This is a genomic window from Rhodoluna sp., assembly GCF_049276775.1.
Lineage (GTDB): Bacteria > Actinomycetota > Actinomycetes > Actinomycetales > Microbacteriaceae > Rhodoluna.
In genome coordinates this window covers 35735-51995 of record NZ_JBASXC010000028.1, presented here as the reverse complement: position 1 = coordinate 51995, position 16261 = coordinate 35735, and the positions used below count along the sequence as shown (strand labels likewise).

At 51.9% G+C, this 16261-nt stretch carries 13 protein-coding genes and 2 tRNA genes; 12 read left to right on the top strand and 3 right to left on the bottom strand.

What is annotated here, in order from left to right:
- Positions 1-35: 35 nt before the first annotated feature.
- Complete coding sequence (gene nudC, locus WAO31_RS02515) at positions 36-989, top strand: NAD(+) diphosphatase (RefSeq protein WP_509589844.1); 954 nt, start codon at positions 36-38, stop codon at positions 987-989.
- Positions 979-2667 carry an ATP-dependent helicase gene (locus WAO31_RS02510; RefSeq protein ID WP_509589843.1) on the top strand — a complete coding sequence of 563 codons (1689 nt, stop codon included), beginning with the start codon at positions 979-981 and terminating at the stop codon, positions 2665-2667. The genes nudC and WAO31_RS02510 overlap by 11 nt, the downstream gene beginning before the upstream one ends.
- Here WAO31_RS02510 and WAO31_RS02505 read toward each other — a convergent pair.
- Positions 2656-3948 carry a zinc-dependent metalloprotease gene (locus WAO31_RS02505; protein WP_509589840.1) on the bottom strand — a complete coding sequence of 431 codons (1293 nt, stop codon included), beginning with the start codon at positions 3946-3948 and terminating at the stop codon, positions 2656-2658. The two genes, WAO31_RS02510 and WAO31_RS02505, sit on opposite strands and share 12 nt — an antisense overlap.
- A 169-nt stretch (positions 3949-4117) precedes the next feature.
- Here WAO31_RS02505 and WAO31_RS02500 point away from each other — a divergent pair, with 169 nt between their 5' ends.
- The 6 genes from WAO31_RS02500 (at position 4118) to WAO31_RS02475 (ending at position 10919) form a co-directional block, all read left to right on the top strand.
- A complete protein-coding gene (locus WAO31_RS02500; RefSeq protein ID WP_509589837.1) occupies positions 4118-5209 on the top strand; it encodes a YlbL family protein in 1092 nt (363 codons plus the stop codon).
- A 14-nt stretch (positions 5210-5223) separates the two neighbouring features.
- Complete coding sequence (locus WAO31_RS02495) at positions 5224-8103, top strand: UPF0182 family membrane protein (protein ID WP_509589834.1); 2880 nt, start codon at positions 5224-5226, stop codon at positions 8101-8103.
- Between the two features lie 45 nt (positions 8104-8148).
- Positions 8149-8225 (top strand) — tRNA-Met (locus WAO31_RS02490).
- A gap of 88 nt (positions 8226-8313) precedes the next feature.
- The gene (locus tag WAO31_RS02485; RefSeq protein ID WP_509589831.1) at positions 8314-9300 is read left to right on the top strand and encodes a hypothetical protein; all 987 of its coding nucleotides are present in this window, start codon (positions 8314-8316) and stop codon (positions 9298-9300) included.
- 99 nt (positions 9301-9399) lie between these two features.
- Positions 9400-10638, top strand: coding sequence for a S1C family serine protease (locus tag WAO31_RS02480; RefSeq protein WP_509589828.1), 1239 nt, complete (start codon positions 9400-9402; stop codon positions 10636-10638).
- Positions 10639-10652: 14 nt separating this feature from the next.
- Positions 10653-10919, top strand: coding sequence for a DUF3039 domain-containing protein (locus WAO31_RS02475; RefSeq protein WP_509589826.1), 267 nt, complete (start codon positions 10653-10655; stop codon positions 10917-10919).
- Here WAO31_RS02475 and WAO31_RS02470 read toward each other — a convergent pair.
- Positions 10916-12217 (bottom strand): nicotinate phosphoribosyltransferase, encoded by a 1302-nt coding sequence (locus WAO31_RS02470; protein ID WP_509589823.1) that lies wholly within the window; start codon positions 12215-12217, stop codon positions 10916-10918. The genes WAO31_RS02475 and WAO31_RS02470 overlap by 4 nt on opposite strands.
- Positions 12218-12258: 41 nt before the next feature.
- On the opposite strand from WAO31_RS02470, the gene murI reads away from it, so the two are divergent.
- Genes murI through rdgB form a run of 3 tightly spaced genes read left to right on the top strand, consistent with a single transcriptional unit; the run spans position 12259 to position 14401 of the window.
- Positions 12259-13071, top strand: coding sequence for a glutamate racemase (murI, locus tag WAO31_RS02465; protein WP_509589820.1), 813 nt, complete (start codon positions 12259-12261; stop codon positions 13069-13071).
- Positions 13072-13089: 18 nt separating this feature from the next.
- Entirely contained in the window at positions 13090-13824 is a 735-nt protein-coding gene (gene rph, locus WAO31_RS02460; protein WP_509589818.1) for a ribonuclease PH, read from the top strand.
- 1 nt (position 13825) lies between these two features.
- The gene (gene rdgB, locus WAO31_RS02455; protein ID WP_509589815.1) at positions 13826-14401 is read left to right on the top strand and encodes an RdgB/HAM1 family non-canonical purine NTP pyrophosphatase; all 576 of its coding nucleotides are present in this window, start codon (positions 13826-13828) and stop codon (positions 14399-14401) included.
- Here rdgB and WAO31_RS02450 read toward each other — a convergent pair.
- Positions 14390-14461, bottom strand: a tRNA-Arg gene (locus WAO31_RS02450). The genes rdgB and WAO31_RS02450 overlap by 12 nt on opposite strands.
- Before the next feature lie 141 nt (positions 14462-14602).
- Here WAO31_RS02450 and argS point away from each other — a divergent pair.
- Complete coding sequence (gene argS, locus WAO31_RS02445) at positions 14603-16261, top strand: arginine--tRNA ligase (protein WP_509589944.1); 1659 nt, start codon at positions 14603-14605, stop codon at positions 16259-16261.

The following is a 16261-nucleotide window of genomic DNA, read 5'->3' as shown; positions in this document are numbered from 1 at the left end:
CCCAATCTATTCAGTATCGCCACGCGAGGGATAAAGTGACCCGGAATCAGCTACCACCTCTAGCTCGCCAGGCACTAGATCGTGACTACTTATCCCGCGACATCCCAGACCTGTTTACTGAGCTTAGAAAAACCCCCAATTCGCTTGCCCTGCTGATGTGTGAAGGCAAGGTGTTACTTGGCCCCGAGGCGGGGGTAGCCCTTGATCTTCGGCCCCTTGCTAGTGCTCCGGATGGTGCACTACTTATCTATCTTGGAAAAGCTGATCGGGAAGAAAAAACGGCGTCCAAAGGCAGTGCAATTTGTCTAGCGGTTATCTCAAAGCAGCAGGCTGACCAAATAGAGCCAGAGCCAAAGCGCTGGGTGAGTCTTCGAGCCTCCGGTGGGGCCCTGTCGGATTTGGATGCCGGTATCTTTACTCAGGGTCTTGCACTAAGCAACTGGCACCAGAGCCATGCTCACTGCCCGAACTGCGGAAGCGAAACCAAAATAGAAAAGGCTGGCTGGGTCCGGCGCTGTGAGAAAGACAACCTCGAGTTATTTCCAAGAACTGATCCGGCCATAATCGTTTCAATAGTTGACGAAAGTGATCGTCTTTTGCTGGGCTCACAGGGGGTTTGGGAAGAAAATCGCTGGTCAGTTCTTGCTGGTTTTGTTGAACCCGGTGAATCGCTCGAAGCAGCTGTAGTGAGAGAGATGAAGGAAGAGTGTGGTCTGGACGTCACAGAACCTGAGTACATCTTCTCTCAGGGCTGGCCATATCCTTTATCGCTAATGCTGGGCTTTAGCGCAAAGGCCAAATCCTCTCAGCAATTACTACCCGACGGCGAAGAGATTGTTCGACTGCGCTGGTTTTCTAGAGCTGAGCTGCAGGCGGAAGCGAGTGAGCTTTTACTTCCGGGTAAGGCAACCATCTCTCGAGCCATGATTGAGCTTTGGTTCGGCAAAGAAATTTCTTCAGCTAGCGAAACTTTGAGCAATGGTCACTAGTAGCGCCGCAGAGATTCTTGAGGGGCTTGATCCAAAGCAGCAAGTTGCTGCGCAAGCTCTGGTTGGCCCAACCTGTATTTTGGCGGGAGCGGGAACTGGAAAGACCAGAACCGTGACCCACCGGATCGCTTATGGAATTGCGACAGGTCATTTTGCGGCAAATCGAGTTTTGGCACTTACTTACACAAACCGCGCGGCCGGAGAGCTCAGGTCAAGGCTTCGAGCACTCGGAGTCGGAGCGGTCTCGGTTAGGACTTTTCACGCCGCGGCATTGGCACAGCTGGAGTACTTTTGGCCACAGCATGTTGGAGTTCCGGCACCTTCGATTTTAGATTCTAAGGCCAAGATGATTGGGCTAGCCGCCAAGTCGCTCTCAATCAACTTAGATAATGCAGCCCTTCGAGATATGGCAAGCGAAATTGAATGGAGAAAGTATTCGATGCTTTCAATGGAGCAGTACGCCGAGCTTTCGGATTCCAGGCCTAAAGTTGCGGGCCTAAGTTTCCAAAAAAATCTTGAGATTCAAAAAATCTACGAACAGGAAAAAATCCGGGCCCAAAAACTAGATTGGGAGGATGTCCTGGTACTAACCTTGGGACTTCTTCGGGCCGAACCGCGAGCTTTGGCCCATGTCCAAAGCCAGTACCGATTTTTCACGGTTGATGAGTATCAGGATATCTCGCCGCTGCAGCACGCACTTTTGGATCAGTGGCTCGGAGAGCACGCTGAACTTTGTGTGGTGGGAGATCCGAACCAGACCATTTACTCTTTCACCGGAGCAAGCAGTGAATTTCTCCGAGGCTTTGCCGACCGCTTTCCGGGGGCAAGCATTGTTGATCTAACTACCAACTACCGCTCCACTCGGCAGATAGTTTCCTTCGCTAATCGCCTAACTAGCGATGTTCAACTTGGGGGTTCCCTGGAAGCCGCGGGCCCACCTGGTGTGGCACCGCAAATCACAAAGTATGAATCCGCCCAAGTAGAAGCTAAGGCAGTGGCAACTGTAATCTCGGAAGCTATCTCGTCAGGAATTCCAAAAAGTGAGATTGCGGTTTTGTACCGGATAAATAACCAGTCCGAGGCTTTAGAGCGTGCCCTTGATTCACTGGGTATTAGCTATCAGCTTCGCGGTGGGGAGCGTTTTTTCTCTAGGCCTGAAATTAAAAGTGCGGTGCAACTTATTAGAGCTGAGGCACTTAGCCCATCGGGCAAACCTCTTCATCAGGCGGTTAGCGATATAGTTCGATCTTTGGGATGGCAAGCATCTAAACCAACCGAGGTTGGTGTGGTCGCGGGTAAGTGGGAAGCGCTGAATTCATTGCTATTGATGTTAGATGAACTTCCCGAGGGTTCCGAGATTAAAGATTTCGCTCTAGAGCTTGCCGATCGGGCACACTCTCAGCACGAACCGACCACCGAGGCGGTCACCCTTTCAACCATCCACGCGGCCAAAGGGCTTGAGTGGCCGATGGTGTTTATCGTTGGAGTCAACGAGGGCTACCTGCCGATCAGCTATGCCAAGACTCCCGGCGCAATTCAAGAAGAAAAAAGACTTCTTTATGTCGGCATAACAAGGGCCATGCGCGAGCTGAGGATTTCCTACGCGAGTTTCGATGCTCTCAGGGAAAGATCCCCCTCGAGGTTTATTACCTTGCTACAGGCAGGCTCAGCTCAGTAGGTCCCGAAGGGCGGCGTCCATTGCGTCGTCGGTTCCCTGGCTTCTAAGTTTTTGAATAAGTGGTTTTGGGTTTTCGATGTCTTCGTTGGTTGGCATTAGATCCGGGTGCGACCAGATAGAGTCTCGCTTTTTGGCTCCCACCTCATCGGTGATGGCATTCCAAAGCGCGGACGCTTCGCGAAGTTTTCTTGGTCTAAGCTCTAATCCAATCAGCGTGAGAAAGGTTTTTTCTGCAGGTCCTCCCGCGGAGCGGTTTCTTCGGACAATTTCGGCAATCGCGGCAGCCCTGGGTAGGCGAGTTGTGGCTCGCTGCGTGACGCAGTCAACCCAACCTTCGATCAGTGCCAAAACAGTCTCGATTCTTTCAAGCGCCTGGGTCTGGGAAGGGGTTCTTGGAGAAATGAGAGCTCCGGTTTCTAGAGCTTTTTGGATATTTCCGATATCGGCCGGGTCAAAGTTTTCAGACATTTCAACCATTCGTGAGTTGTCTATCGTTATTTCTTTTGCGTAAGAGGTGATCAAGTTAACGGTGTATTCCCGAAGCCACTTGCTGTGCTTGAACAACCTGGCATGAGCCAGCTCCCGAATCACCAGGTAAAAATAAATCTGGTCTGATTCTTCGTCAAGCTCTTCAACTGTCTGGGCGAGGTTTTGCGCAACAAAGGCAGCCCTTGGTTCCTTGAAGATAGGTAGCCCAATGTCGCCTCCACTCAGTACCTCTTCGGCGAGCTTTCCAAGTGCCTGACCCAACTGCATCGCAAACATAACCGACCCGGCTGATTTCATAAGACCGCTGGCTTGAGAAATGAAGCCAGAAAACTCCTCGGGTAGGTTCTCTTGGAAGTTTTCGGTTAGGGCATCCGCCATCCGATTTGCCACCGGTGTTGCAAGGTCCTTGAATAGGCCAAGAGAGTCGGTAATCCATAGCTCTCTTGAAAGAAGCTTCGGCTCAGATGAGAGTGACGCTATCTCGGTTGCCTCGTCGAGCCACAATCTTCCGGTGGCTGACGCATTAGTTATCGCTTGGCCGACGGATTCGGGAACTGGCTTTTTTCTTTGATTTGCTATTTGCCTTGCCTGAGTCTCGACAAGTTGCCAATTCACTCCATCGACTTGCTCACCCGGAACAATTGCGCTTGTGAGGTTTGAAAGCAAGTCTTGGATTGACTGGGGATCAATTGGAAGGCCGGCCGCTTTGGCGATTTCCTCTGGCTCAAGTCTTTCACCAGCTAGGAACCTGCGAAGGAGTGCTTCGAAATCCTCTGGCCTTGGCTCTTCCACTTCTTTTATCTCCTGATTCGCTCTGATTCAAGGCTACTTGTTGAACTGGGAAATATGGGAGTCAGTAGCTAGCAGCTTGCTGGGTGTTCGCCGAGAGCGTTCATAAATCGGGCAAATAGAATAGGGGGCTCGCCTAGGCTTTAGAACAACACAACATCTCAGGGCGGTAATGACTTTTTTCCAAAAGCGACAGTTCAAATCAAACGCTCTGGTGCGGGCAAAGCGGGGTGTGGGTTTTTTCACCGCCTTAACATTTATCGCCGGATTTGCTACCCTCTTGATTCTCCCGACGCCTTATTTGATCGAGCGGCCAGGTCCAACCTTTGACGTCTTGGGTGAGATTTCCGGTGAGCCGGTTATCAAGATAAACAACGAACCAAGCTACGACTCCGAGGGCAGACTCGATGTATTGACCGTGAGCATCGTTGGAAGGCCCGAGCGGACCCCGAACTGGGTTGAAATTGGGCTGGCCTGGATTGATTCAACTCAGAAGGTGGTTCCGGTGGAGGCGCTATACCCACCGAATCGAACCAGCGAAGAGGTTCGGGCTGAGTCCAGCGCGATGATGGAAGTTTCACAACAGGATGCTATTGCCGCAGCGCTCGGGTTTTTGGGCTACGAAACCCCCAGAGAAATCTACATTTCCGAAGTAACCGCCAACTCGGCATCGAGCGGCAAGTTGGTGGCGGCTGACTTTGTGATTTCAGTGAACGGTGAAAGGCTTCTAAACAGCGAACAGCTGAGAGAAATAATAGGAGCATGGGATGAGATTTCCCCGGTAGATGTCACTGTGAACCGCTCCGGGACCCTAGTGACCCAACAGATCACACCTAAAAAAGATGCTGAGGGTAATTTCAGGCTCGGCATTTTGGTTGGTTACAGATACGATTTTCCGGTCGAAATCGAACTTCAGTTAGGCGATGTTGGAGGACCATCCGGCGGAATGATGTTTGCACTTGGAATAATTGACCGTTTAACGCCGGAGGGAATAACCGGTGGTTTGCACATTGCCGGAACCGGAACTATTCAACAATCGGGGATTGTTGGCCCAATTGGCGGGGTAGTTCAGAAGCTGCACGGTGCGAAAGCTGCCGGAGCGACAGTTTTTCTTGCTCCAGCTGGGAATTGCCGTGAAATTGCTGGGAATGAACCCAGTGGGCTCAGGGTGGTTAAAATAGAACAACTGAGAGATGCCGTTTCGGCCCTTGAAAAGCTTTCAAAGAACCAAGACTTGGCAAGCCTGCCTAGCTGTACCAACTAGAAATCAGGAGAACGATGACTCAAGCAACAGCCGCACCAATTGGAAGACCTAGGGTCTCGCCAGCCACAATCGCTTTGATTGTCTTGGTGGTTATCGGAGCCATTTTGCTGAGCCTCGCGGACTTGTATACCGACGTCATGTGGTTTGACCAGCTCGGCTACTTGAGCGTTTTGGCAACCCAGATCCTGTCTCAAATTGGGCTCTTCTTCGCTTCCGCGGTTATCTTTGGCCTGATAACAGGACTGAGCCTTGGTTTGGCCTATCGATTCAGACCCGTATACATCAGATTCCCTGATGAGAGCTCGCCGTTTGAGCAGTACCGTCAACTACTTGAGCAGCTAAGAAAAGTAGTCATGATTGGTGTCCCAATTATTTTGGGTGTTTTGGCAGGGCTAGCAGTTGCCCCGTCTTGGGGAATCGTTCAGACCTTTATAAACCGCACCCCGTTTGGTCAAACTGACCCTCAATTTGGTTTAGATATTTCTTTCTACCTCTTCGAGCTACCTTTTTACACTGGCCTAGTGGGCTTTTTGTCCGGAGCCCTACTTCTTGGGCTACTGCTGACCGCAGCAGTTCACATAATTTACGGCAGCATTAAGTTCAACGGCCGCGAAACCTTTGTTTCGAAAGCCGCAAGGGTTCAGATCGGCGTTTTGGCGTTCTTGTACCTACTGGCGCAGGGAGCATCGCTTTGGTTGGATCAGTACCTAACCCTCACTAGCTCTAGTGGCCTGTTTACCGGAGCCACTTTCTCTGATGTAAACGCGACCATTCCAGGACTTCAGATTTTGTCCCTGATTTCTGTTGTTGTGGCTTTGCTGTTTTTGTTGGCAGCTTTTGTTGGAAGGTGGCGCCTACCGGTGACGGCAACCGGTTTGATGGTAGTTAGCTCGCTCGTCCTCGGTGGATTATTCCCTTGGGCAGTTCAGACTTTCCAGGTAGTGCCAAACGAAAGAACACTTGAGTCGCCATTTATTGATCTGAACATCAAAGCAACCCGCGATGCCTACGGCATCGATGTGGTTGAAAAGGTTGATTACAACGCCAGAACAGACGCGACTCCTGGAGCGCTTCGCGCTGATGCCGAGACCACAGCCTCGATCCGAATTATTGACCCGGCCCTGGTGAGTGCATCATTCAGGCAGCTCGAGCAGTTCCGTCAGTACTACAACTTCCCAAACCTTTTGGATGTTGACCGCTACGAGATCGATGGAGTAGTTCAGGACACTGTGATTGCGGTTCGTGAGCTAAACCAGGGCGGTCTTGGAGACTCTCAGTCCTGGTACAACAACACAATTGTTTACACCCACGGCTACGGTGTGGTTGCTGCCTTTGGAAACCAGAGAACCGTGGATGGACAGCCGGTCTTTATGCAGTCTGGAATTCCAACAATTGGAGAACTTGGTGAATTTGAGCCCCGAGTTTATTTCGGTGAGAACTCTCCGCCCTACTCAATCGTTGGGGCACCAGAGGGCGCTCCGCCACTAGAGCTTGACTTCCCAGCCGGTGAGGGCGAAGACAACCAGACCTATAACACCTTCTCGGGTAGCGGTGGTCCAATGATTTCTGGAATCATTCCTAGGCTTGCCTACGCCTTGAAGTTTCAGAGCGAGCAGATTCTGCTCTCGGATGCAATCAACTCCGAGTCACAGATTCTCTATGACAGAAACCCCAGAGACCGGGTCTCGGCTGTAGCGCCTTACCTAGAGCTGGATTCAGATGTCTACCCTGCAATTGTTGACGGCCGCCTTGTTTGGATTGTCGATGGCTACACAACTTCGAACAACTACCCGTACTCTCGCTCCGAGAGCCTTGCACCGATGATTGCAGACAGCACATCCGCGAACATCCTGTTGCGAGGAAACGTCAACTACATCAGAAACTCGGTCAAGGCAACCGTTGACGCGTACGACGGCAAGGTGACTCTCTACCAGTGGGATGATGAAGATCCAGTTCTAAAAACCTGGATGAAGGTTTTCCCTGACACCGTATTGCCCATGTCTGAGATGTCAGGAGATCTAATGGCACACGTTAGATATCCATCTGATCTATTCAAGATTCAAAGGGCGCTCCTGGGTGCTTACCACGTCACAGACGCAGGATCTTTTTACTCTCAGCAGGACGCTTGGATGACACCAAATGATCCAGTTAACGGAGCAGGACTCGGAACTTTGCAGCCCCCGTATTACCTAACAATGCAGGTTCCTGGAACTGACAGTCCAAACTTCTCCATCTATTCAACGTTTATTCCTCGCTCGACCGGGGAGTCGGCTAGAAACGTTCTAACTGGATACCTGGTAGCGAACGCCGATGCCGGAAAAGTTGCCGGAGAAATCTCTCCAGATTACGGACGCCTAACGCTGCTCACCCTTCCAAGAAGCACGATTGTTCCAGGACCTGGACAGGTGCAGAACAACTTCAACGCCGATTCGCAAGTTTCAAGCCTCTTGAATATCTTGAGGCAGGGTGAAACCCGAGTTCTGAACGGAAACCTGCTTACCCTTCCAGTCGGTGGCGGTTTGCTTTACGTTCAGCCGGTTTACATCCAGTCCACCGGTGAAACCAGCTTCCCGTTGCTACAGAAGATTCTTGTTGCCTTCGGTGACCAGATTGCGTTCGAAGACACTCTCGATCAGGCTCTGACCGAGCTGTTTGGTTCCTCAGAGGGCGCACCTGCTCCAGCGCCAACAGATCCAGACGCAGAGCCCGCCGACCCATCAGTTCCGAGCGAGCCAGCCGCACCTTCGGTGAACCTGCAGTTGGCTCTTCAGCAGGCTCTCGAAGCAATTCGCGAAAAGGAAGCTGCGATGGCTGCAGGTGACTGGACGGCGTTTGGACAAGCCGAACGCAAGCTCGAAAGAGCAATCCAAGCCGCTCTTGATGCAAGCCGTTAGGAAGTTGCAGGCCCAAGGTTGAAAAGTGGTACATTAGAGATTCGCCGCGGGGTGGAGCAGTTCGGTAGCTCGCCGGGCTCATAACCCGGAGGTCGTAGGTTCAAATCCTGCCCCCGCAACCACTTGCGTAAAAACCCCATCCACTGGATGGGGTTTTTCGTTTGTGTAAAACTTCTGAAAAAAATACTCATGCAACTTACATTTTTTCTTATGAGAAAAAATCTAGTTGCAAGTCTTAGTTTTGCCAGTGTTTTAGTTGCTACAGCAATAGTTGGCTTTGATGCTCAACTCGCCATGGCTTGTTCAGCTAGCGGTTCGGGTTCTGGGCTATCCCACGGTTCGAGCCTTGGTTCTGGATCGGTGACTGTCTGCGTTGGATCAAGCACCGGAAGCTCGGGCTCTTCTTGGACTCAGACGACAACCAAGACGGTGATTGTAAAAGTAGCAAAAAAGAAAAAGTCGACATCAAAAAAGACCAGCAATGTAGCCGCAAAGCCAGTTGCCAAGCCCACTCCCAAAATCAAGCCGGTTAGTTGCCCAAGCGCGGCCCAGCTTTCCAGCATGCCTCGGTCAGCCGATGCGGCCGAACGGTGGGTGGTAGGAGTTTGTTCGCCTACGGCCAAAGTTTCGGTAGCCCCAAAGCCCGTCGTAAAAATTTCCTCAAAACCAAAGGAGCGTTTTGAAACTCGGACGATAACCGAGACAATCACTTTTGAGAGTCCGGGGTATTCCTACTCCTCGAGGGACGAGGCTGAGTTTTACCCAAACCCCCTGAAGGCCTCTATGGCTCCAGGGAACGTTTTAGGAATTGGGCAGTTGGTTAGTTTCTCATCGAATCCCTCATCGCACTACGGGGTATCTCAAATTTTGGGTAAACAAGCTCAGGTTCACTTCCTGCCTGTTGAGAGCGGGTGGTCCTTTAGTGACGGGCCGACAAGCGTCGGAGCCGACATCAATAGGTCTTTTCAAGCAGCCGGTAAGTACAAGGCCCAGGCCTGGGTCAGTTATCAGCTCAGATATCGCCTATTGGGGGAGTCCAGTTGGCAGGAGGTGGCGGGGCAACTGACAGTTGATAGCAACACCCTGGAGGTATTGGTTGGGGCGATGTATCTCAAGGGTGATCAGGCCAGTCAGGGCGCACTTCTTGTGGGGGAAGACTGCACCGGTCGAGCAAAAGCCTTCGGCTGCGTTCTCTAGTCAATTAGAGGGAATCTATCGGGCTCAATTGAGGTTCCTTTCAGTATCTGCTCAGATTCGTTTGACATGATGTAAGCAGATGAAAGGCCAATTAAGAACATGACTACTCCAGATAATGATCCGAGCGGACTAAGTCGAGCTAACAGCTATAACAAGCAGTTCTTGTTTGACCCGCCAGCACCGCTTCCGCCTGCCAAGGCCAAGAAAAAGCGCAATCGAGAAAAGCGCCTAACATTTTTCACAGCAACCTCGGTAGCTGTTTTGGGCGCAATTATTGGTGCTTCGGTTGGTGCCGGCGCGGGAGTTGTAGCTCACAATTACTTAACTCGTCCGGCCGCCATAGTTGTGAACAACTTGGAAAACGTCAACTGGGCAACTGCCGCTTCCGCCACAGCAGCTCCTTCTGTTGTGACCATCAGAGTTTCTGGAGGGTCATCCGGTGGTAATGGTTCCGGTGTTGTACTGACGGCAGATGGCTACATCCTTACTAATGCACACGTGGTGAGCGTTAATGGCTCAACTTCAAATGTTCGACTCTCGGTTCGAACTAATGACGGGGGAGTATATTCGGCCACTTTGGTCGGTGCGGATCCAACTAATGATTTGGCCGTTGTAAAAATTGAGCCAACTAAGCCGCTCACTCCAATCCAGTTTGCCAACTCAGGGCTAATCAACGTTGGGGATCAAGTTGTAGCAATTGGAGCGCCGCTTGGACTTGAAGCAACGGTCACCAAGGGCATCGTGTCTGCCCTAAATAGAACAATCCAGGTTGCGTCCTCAGAATCTCCTGACCAGTCAAGTCTTGAGTTCTGGTCAGGAAATACCGGACGGCCAATCAATCTGAATGTGATTCAAACCGATGCGGCAATCAACCCGGGCAACTCCGGGGGTGCGCTTGTGAACGACCGCGGCGAACTAGTTGGCATCAATGTCGCAATTGCGACGGCTGGAACTTTCTCTCAGTCGGGGAACATCGGGGTTGGCTTTGCAATTCCGGCCAATGTCGCCAAACGAATCTCGGAAGAAATAATTGTGGAGGGAGTTGCAAGTCACGGCCTTCTGGGCGCCCTGGTTTCCGATGCGATGTCTTCGCAAGATGGAGCTGGCTTTCCAATTGGGGTTCAGGTTGTTGAAGTGACTCCGGGCGGAGCCGCGGAGCTTGCTGGCATTAGGGCGGGGGATGTCATAACAAAAATAGATGGGAAGCCACTAACCACAGCCAGCGAACTTACTGCAGCCGTTAGGCAGGAGCCAGCGGGTGCGATGGTTAGGATTGAACTCACTCGCGGCGACACGAGACTAGTTCTTGATGTTGTTTTACAAAGTGCTGAAGATTAGACAGGAAACTCCAAGTGAACCAACCAGCTCCGCTTCAGACTGAACAGCTTGGTACTGACACAAGCACTGAGCCAAAGCTCATCGAACCAGGTGACCACGAGCGTTTTTCCCACTACGTAAAAAAAGACAAAATTGTCGAGTCGGCGGTTATGGGAACACCAGTTATTGCTCTTTGTGGCAAGGTGTGGGTTCCCGGAAGAGACCCGAAGAATTTTCCAGTCTGTCCCGCGTGTAAGGAAATTCATTCCAAGCTGAAACCTGGCGACGAGGAAAAAAACTAAACGAAGTTCGTTGGTATCGCCGGCTCACCTTTTGTGAGTCTTAGAGCACTAGCCGGTAAAGCCCGCTTGGCTTTTTCATGGTGAAGCCTTGCCGACTCCACTCCAGATTTACCAGTCAGGCCCTCTTTGAGATCTCCGTTTTGAACTAGCGGGATAAGCAGTTCTCGATCGGTTGGGTTTGGTTCGCTCGGGGTGGCGGAGTTAATTCTTTCGGAAACGGCGATTCCATTCTCATCATGTCGCCGAACCGCGTACTTTCTTCCGCCCAGATTGGTTTTGCTGGCCGACTGCTTAGACACGGCGTGCCAGTCACCCTCGTCATTTTCATAGGCGACCATCTTGTAGACGAAACCGGCAGCGGGAACCCCTGAACCGGTGACCACCGAGGTGCCAACTCCATATGCATCAACCGGGGCAGCCGCAAGAGCGGCAATGGCGAATTCATTCAAGTCATTTGTGACTGTGATTTTTGTTGCCTTAGCTCCCAGTTTGTCTAACAGTGCACGGGCCTTTGCAACCTCAATTGGTAGATCCCCCGAGTCAATCCTTACCCCGGCAAGGTTTGTTCCGGCAACGCTGATGGCATTTTCAATGCCGGTCTCAATGTTGTAGGTGTCTACTAAGAATGTGGTGTTTTGTCCAAAGGCTTCGAGCTGAGCCTCGAAGGCCTGCTGCTCGGTTTCGTGCAGCAGGGTAAAGGCGTGCGAGGCCGTTCCCATGGTTGGGATGCCGAAGCTTCGCCCTGCTTCAAGATTTGAGGTTGCGCTAAAGCCCGCTATGTAGGCCGCCCTTGCCGCGGCAACTGCCGATGATTCTCCGGTACGCCGAGAGCCCATTTCGGAAACACTTCTTTTACCCGCTGCAGTGACCATGCGGCTGGCTGCACTTGCAACCGCGCTGTCGTAGTTGAGCACCGAGAGAATAAGCGTTTCAAGAATTACCGCTTCCGCAAAAGTTGCCTCAACAATGAGCACGGGGGAGTAAGGGAAGTAAACCTCTCCCTCCGCATAGCCAAATATGTTTCCGGAGAATTTATAGGTTGAGAGCCAGCTCGCAGTTTCTTGGTTTACTATTTTTTCCTCAAGGAGCCAGGAAATTTCCTGATCCGTGAATTGAAAATCCCGAATCAACTCGAGCAGTCTTCCGGAACCTGCAAATACACCGTAGCGGCGGCCACCGGCGAGAGTTCTTGAAAAGACTTCAAAGACCGCTTTGCGGTGAGCTTTTCCAGACTGAAGGGCCGCCTGGAGCATTGTCAGCTCGTAGCGATCCGTTAGTAGAGCACTGGTCGAAAGCACAATCAAAGCCTAGCCCGAGGAGCCGGCAATAGAATTGGGGCGTGAGTCAACCGCGAAGCAGTGCGCCAATTGGAGTCTTTGACTCCGGTGTTGGCGGGCTCACGGTAGCTCGGGCCATCATCGATCAGCTTCCAAACGAATCCATTATTTATGTCGGGGATACCGCAAACACTCCCTACGGGCCCAAGCCGCTATCAGAAGTTCGTGAATTAGCTCTGGCCGTAATGGACAAATTGGTTGACGAAGGTGTGAAGGTCCTGGTAATCGCCTGCAACTCGGCCTCGGCTGCAGTTCTTCGAGACGCCCGGGAGCGATATACCGAAGGACGAGGAATCCCCGTAGTTGAAGTTATTCAACCGGCGGTGAGAAGAGCGGTTGCCTCGACCTCCAAGGGGAAAGTTGGAGTGATCGGAACTTTGGCAACCGTGAATTCGAGGGCTTATGACGACGCCTTCGCTGCCGCCGTTGAAGTTGAACTGTTTAGAGCTGCTTGTCCGAGTTTTGTTGACTTCGTCGAGCGCGGCATAACTTCGGGCCCAGAAATAATGGAATCAGCCAAGAAGTACCTGACACCACTCAAAGAAGCCGGTGTTGACACCCTGGTTCTTGGTTGCACTCACTATCCACTTCTAACCGGCGCCATTTCTCTAGTTATGGGAGATCAGGTCACTCTGGTTTCTTCTGCGGAAGAAACGGCCAAAGATCTATACAAGGTGTTGGTGGATAATGATTTGCTTCGAATTGAATCAAGTGCTCCAACTTTGGTCTTTCGTGCCACCGGCGATGCGTCCGATTTTGAGAAACTGGCAAAAAGATTTTTGGGGCCAGAAGTTTCCACCGTGGAAAAGCTTTAACAATAGGGAGTAAGTGACTTGGACAGAATAGACGGACGTAAGGTAGATCAGTTGCGCGAAGTAACTGTGGAGCGCGGGTGGTCCGCTCACGCGGAGGGCTCAGCACTGATTAGCTTTGGAGCTACCAAGGTTTTGTGCACCGCTTCTTTCACGAACGGCGTTCCACGTTGGAAAGTTGGAAAGGGTGAGGGTTGGGTTACCGCAGAGTACTCGATGTTGCCAAGGGCTACCCACACCAGATCTGACCGCGAAGCGGTCAAGGGTAAACTCGGCGGTCGAACTCACGAAATTTCTAGACTGATTGGACGCGCACTTCGTTCGATAGTTGATTTCAAGGCCCTGGGCGAAAACACCATCGTGATTGACTGCGATGTATTGCAGGCTGACGGTGGAACCAGAACCGCAGCAATCACGGGAGCGTACATAGCGCTGGTGGATGCGATCGATTGGGGGAAAGCCAATAATTTCATCTCTGAAAAAAAGCAGCCGCTGTCTGATTCAATTGCGGCTATTTCGGTTGGCATCATCGACCAAGTTCCGATGTTGGATTTGTCATACACCGAGGATGTTCGGGCGGATACCGATATGAACGTTGTTGTGACGGGTTCCGGAAAGTTTGTCGAGGTCCAGGGGACCGCTGAGGCCGCGCCTTTTGATAGAGAAGAGCTCGACGCTCTGCTGGATCTTGCCCTCAAGGGAACCAAAGAGCTAACGGCTATCCAGCAAGCAATTCTTCAGGACCCGAGGGGCTAACTTGCGTTTGGTTCTGGCAACTCATAACGCCCACAAGGTGAAAGAAGTAGCAGCAATACTTGAGCCGATTCTTGAGGGGCTAACCGTCGACGGCTATGACGGACCCGAGCCGTTAGAAGACGGGACATCGTTTTTGGAAAATGCCTTGATCAAGGCAAGGGTTGCTTTTCGGCACACCGGACAAACTTCAATCGCTGATGATTCTGGAATCTCAGTTGAGATACTCGGTGGGTCACCGGGTATTTTTTCAGCCGGTTGGTCGGGCTCTAGAGACGATGCTAAGAATCGGCAACTGCTGCTGGCTCAGTTGGCTGACATTCCAGAGCAAAGTCGGCAGGCAAGCTTTATTTGCACCATTGCGATGGTTGGCCAGGATGGTGAACAAAGCTTTACCGGGGTGTGGCCGGGGAGGATTGGGTATGCCGATTCCGGCTCAAACGGATTTGGCTACGACCCAATTTTTATTCCGGAGGGTTTCGAGGTCTCCGCTGCTGAGCTTGAGCCGATGGTCAAAAACTCGATTAGCCATAGAGCGATGGCACTCTCGCAACTGGCTAGCTATTTGCGCCCCCAGTAGGATTCGAACCTACGCTCCCGCCTCCGGAGGGCGGTGCTCTATCCCCTGAGCTATGGGGGCAATGCGCTCCAAGCCTAACAGCGTGGCTTGAAATGGGCCTTTCTCGGTATGATTTAAGCGAATTCCCTTTACTTTCCTAAGGTGTTTCTCACCGCCGAGATCTTTGAATTCTTTATTTAGCTCCTAATTGTGAGGCCAATCTTGACTCCAGCAGAGTTAGCTGTAGCCATTCGTCGCATCTTGGTCGAGATGCAAGCCGATGGCTCGCTTTCTGCGGCCGAACTGCCGTCTGAGATTGTTGTGGAGCGGCCAAAAAACCGTGATCATGGAGATTGGGCCACCAACGCAGCGATGCAGCTCGCCGGCAAATTCGACCTCGCACCCAGAGCATTTGCAGATCTTTTGGCTCCGCGAATCGAAGCTCTCGAAGAAGTGTCAAAGGTTGACATCGCAGGGCCCGGATTCATAAACATCACTTTGAACCTGGCAAGTGCCGGCATGCTCGCCAAAACAATCGTTGATGCAGGTTCCAGCTACGGTAGGGGCGAATCGCTCAAGGGACTGAAGATGAACCTAGAGTTTGTTTCTGCAAACCCCACCGGTCCAATCCACATGGGGGGAACCCGCTGGGCCGCTGTTGGAGATTCCTTGGCTAGAGTCCTTGCTTCGCAGGGTGCGGAAGTCACCAGGGAGTACTACTTCAACGACCACGGTGAGCAAATTGACCGCTTTGCCAGATCTTTGCTAGCTCGCGCCAAGGGACTTCCGGCTCCCGAGGATGGCTACGGCGGTCAGTACATCGAGCAAATAGCTAATGCGGTTCTAACATCTGCGACCGAAGACATTCTTTCTCTCAGCGAGGAGGATGCCCAGGAGGCATTTAGAGCCGCCGGTGTTGAGCTGATGTTTCTAGAAATCCGCGAGTCCCTGCAGGAATTCGGAGTGGAGTTCGATGTTTATTTCCATGAGAACTCACTCCACGACTCCAAGGCAGTAGAAAGAGCCATCGCGAAACTTCGCGATCTAGGTCACGTTTTTGACGAAGATGGCGCCGTTTGGCTTCGCTCGACAGAGTTCGGCGATGACCGCGACCGCGTGATTGTTAAGTCTGACGGAAAGCCCGCCTACATCGCCGGCGATTTGGCTTACTACTTGGATAAGAGAGAGCGTGGCTTTGATCGGTGCCTCATCATGCTCGGTGCCGATCACCACGGTTACGTTCAACGAATGATGGCGATGTGTGCGGCCTTTGGCGATGAGCCGGGAGTGAATCTAGAAATCTTGATTGGCCAGATGGTAAATCTACTCCGTGACGGTGAGCCGGTTCGAATGTCAAAGCGCGCGGGCACGGTAGTCACCATGGAGGATTTAGTTGAGGCAGTTGGTGTTGATGCGGCCAGGTATGCGCTCGCAAGATCATCATCGAACTCACAGCTGGATATCGATCTTGCTCAGCTTTCCAAAAAGACCAACGACAATCCTGTTTTCTACGTGCAGTATGCACACGCTAGAACCCAGCAGGTGGCGGTGAACGCCAAGAGCATGAGCGTTGATCATTCCATGTTTGATCCTTCTCTGCTAAACCACCCAACCGAGACCGACCTGTTGGCTAAATTGGGAGAACTTCCAAGACTTGCCCAGCAGTCGGCCGAGTTTAGGGAGCCACACCGAATTGCAAGGTACATTGAAGAAGTCGCCGGTAGTTATCACCGCTGGTACGACAACTGTCGAGTTATCCCACTGTCGGGAAAGCCCGTGGAAGCCATTCACTCCACCCGACTCTGGCTGAATGACGCAGCCGGTGTGGTTTTGAGAAATGGACTGGGCCTATTGGGCGTATCAGCTCCGGAGCGGATGTAA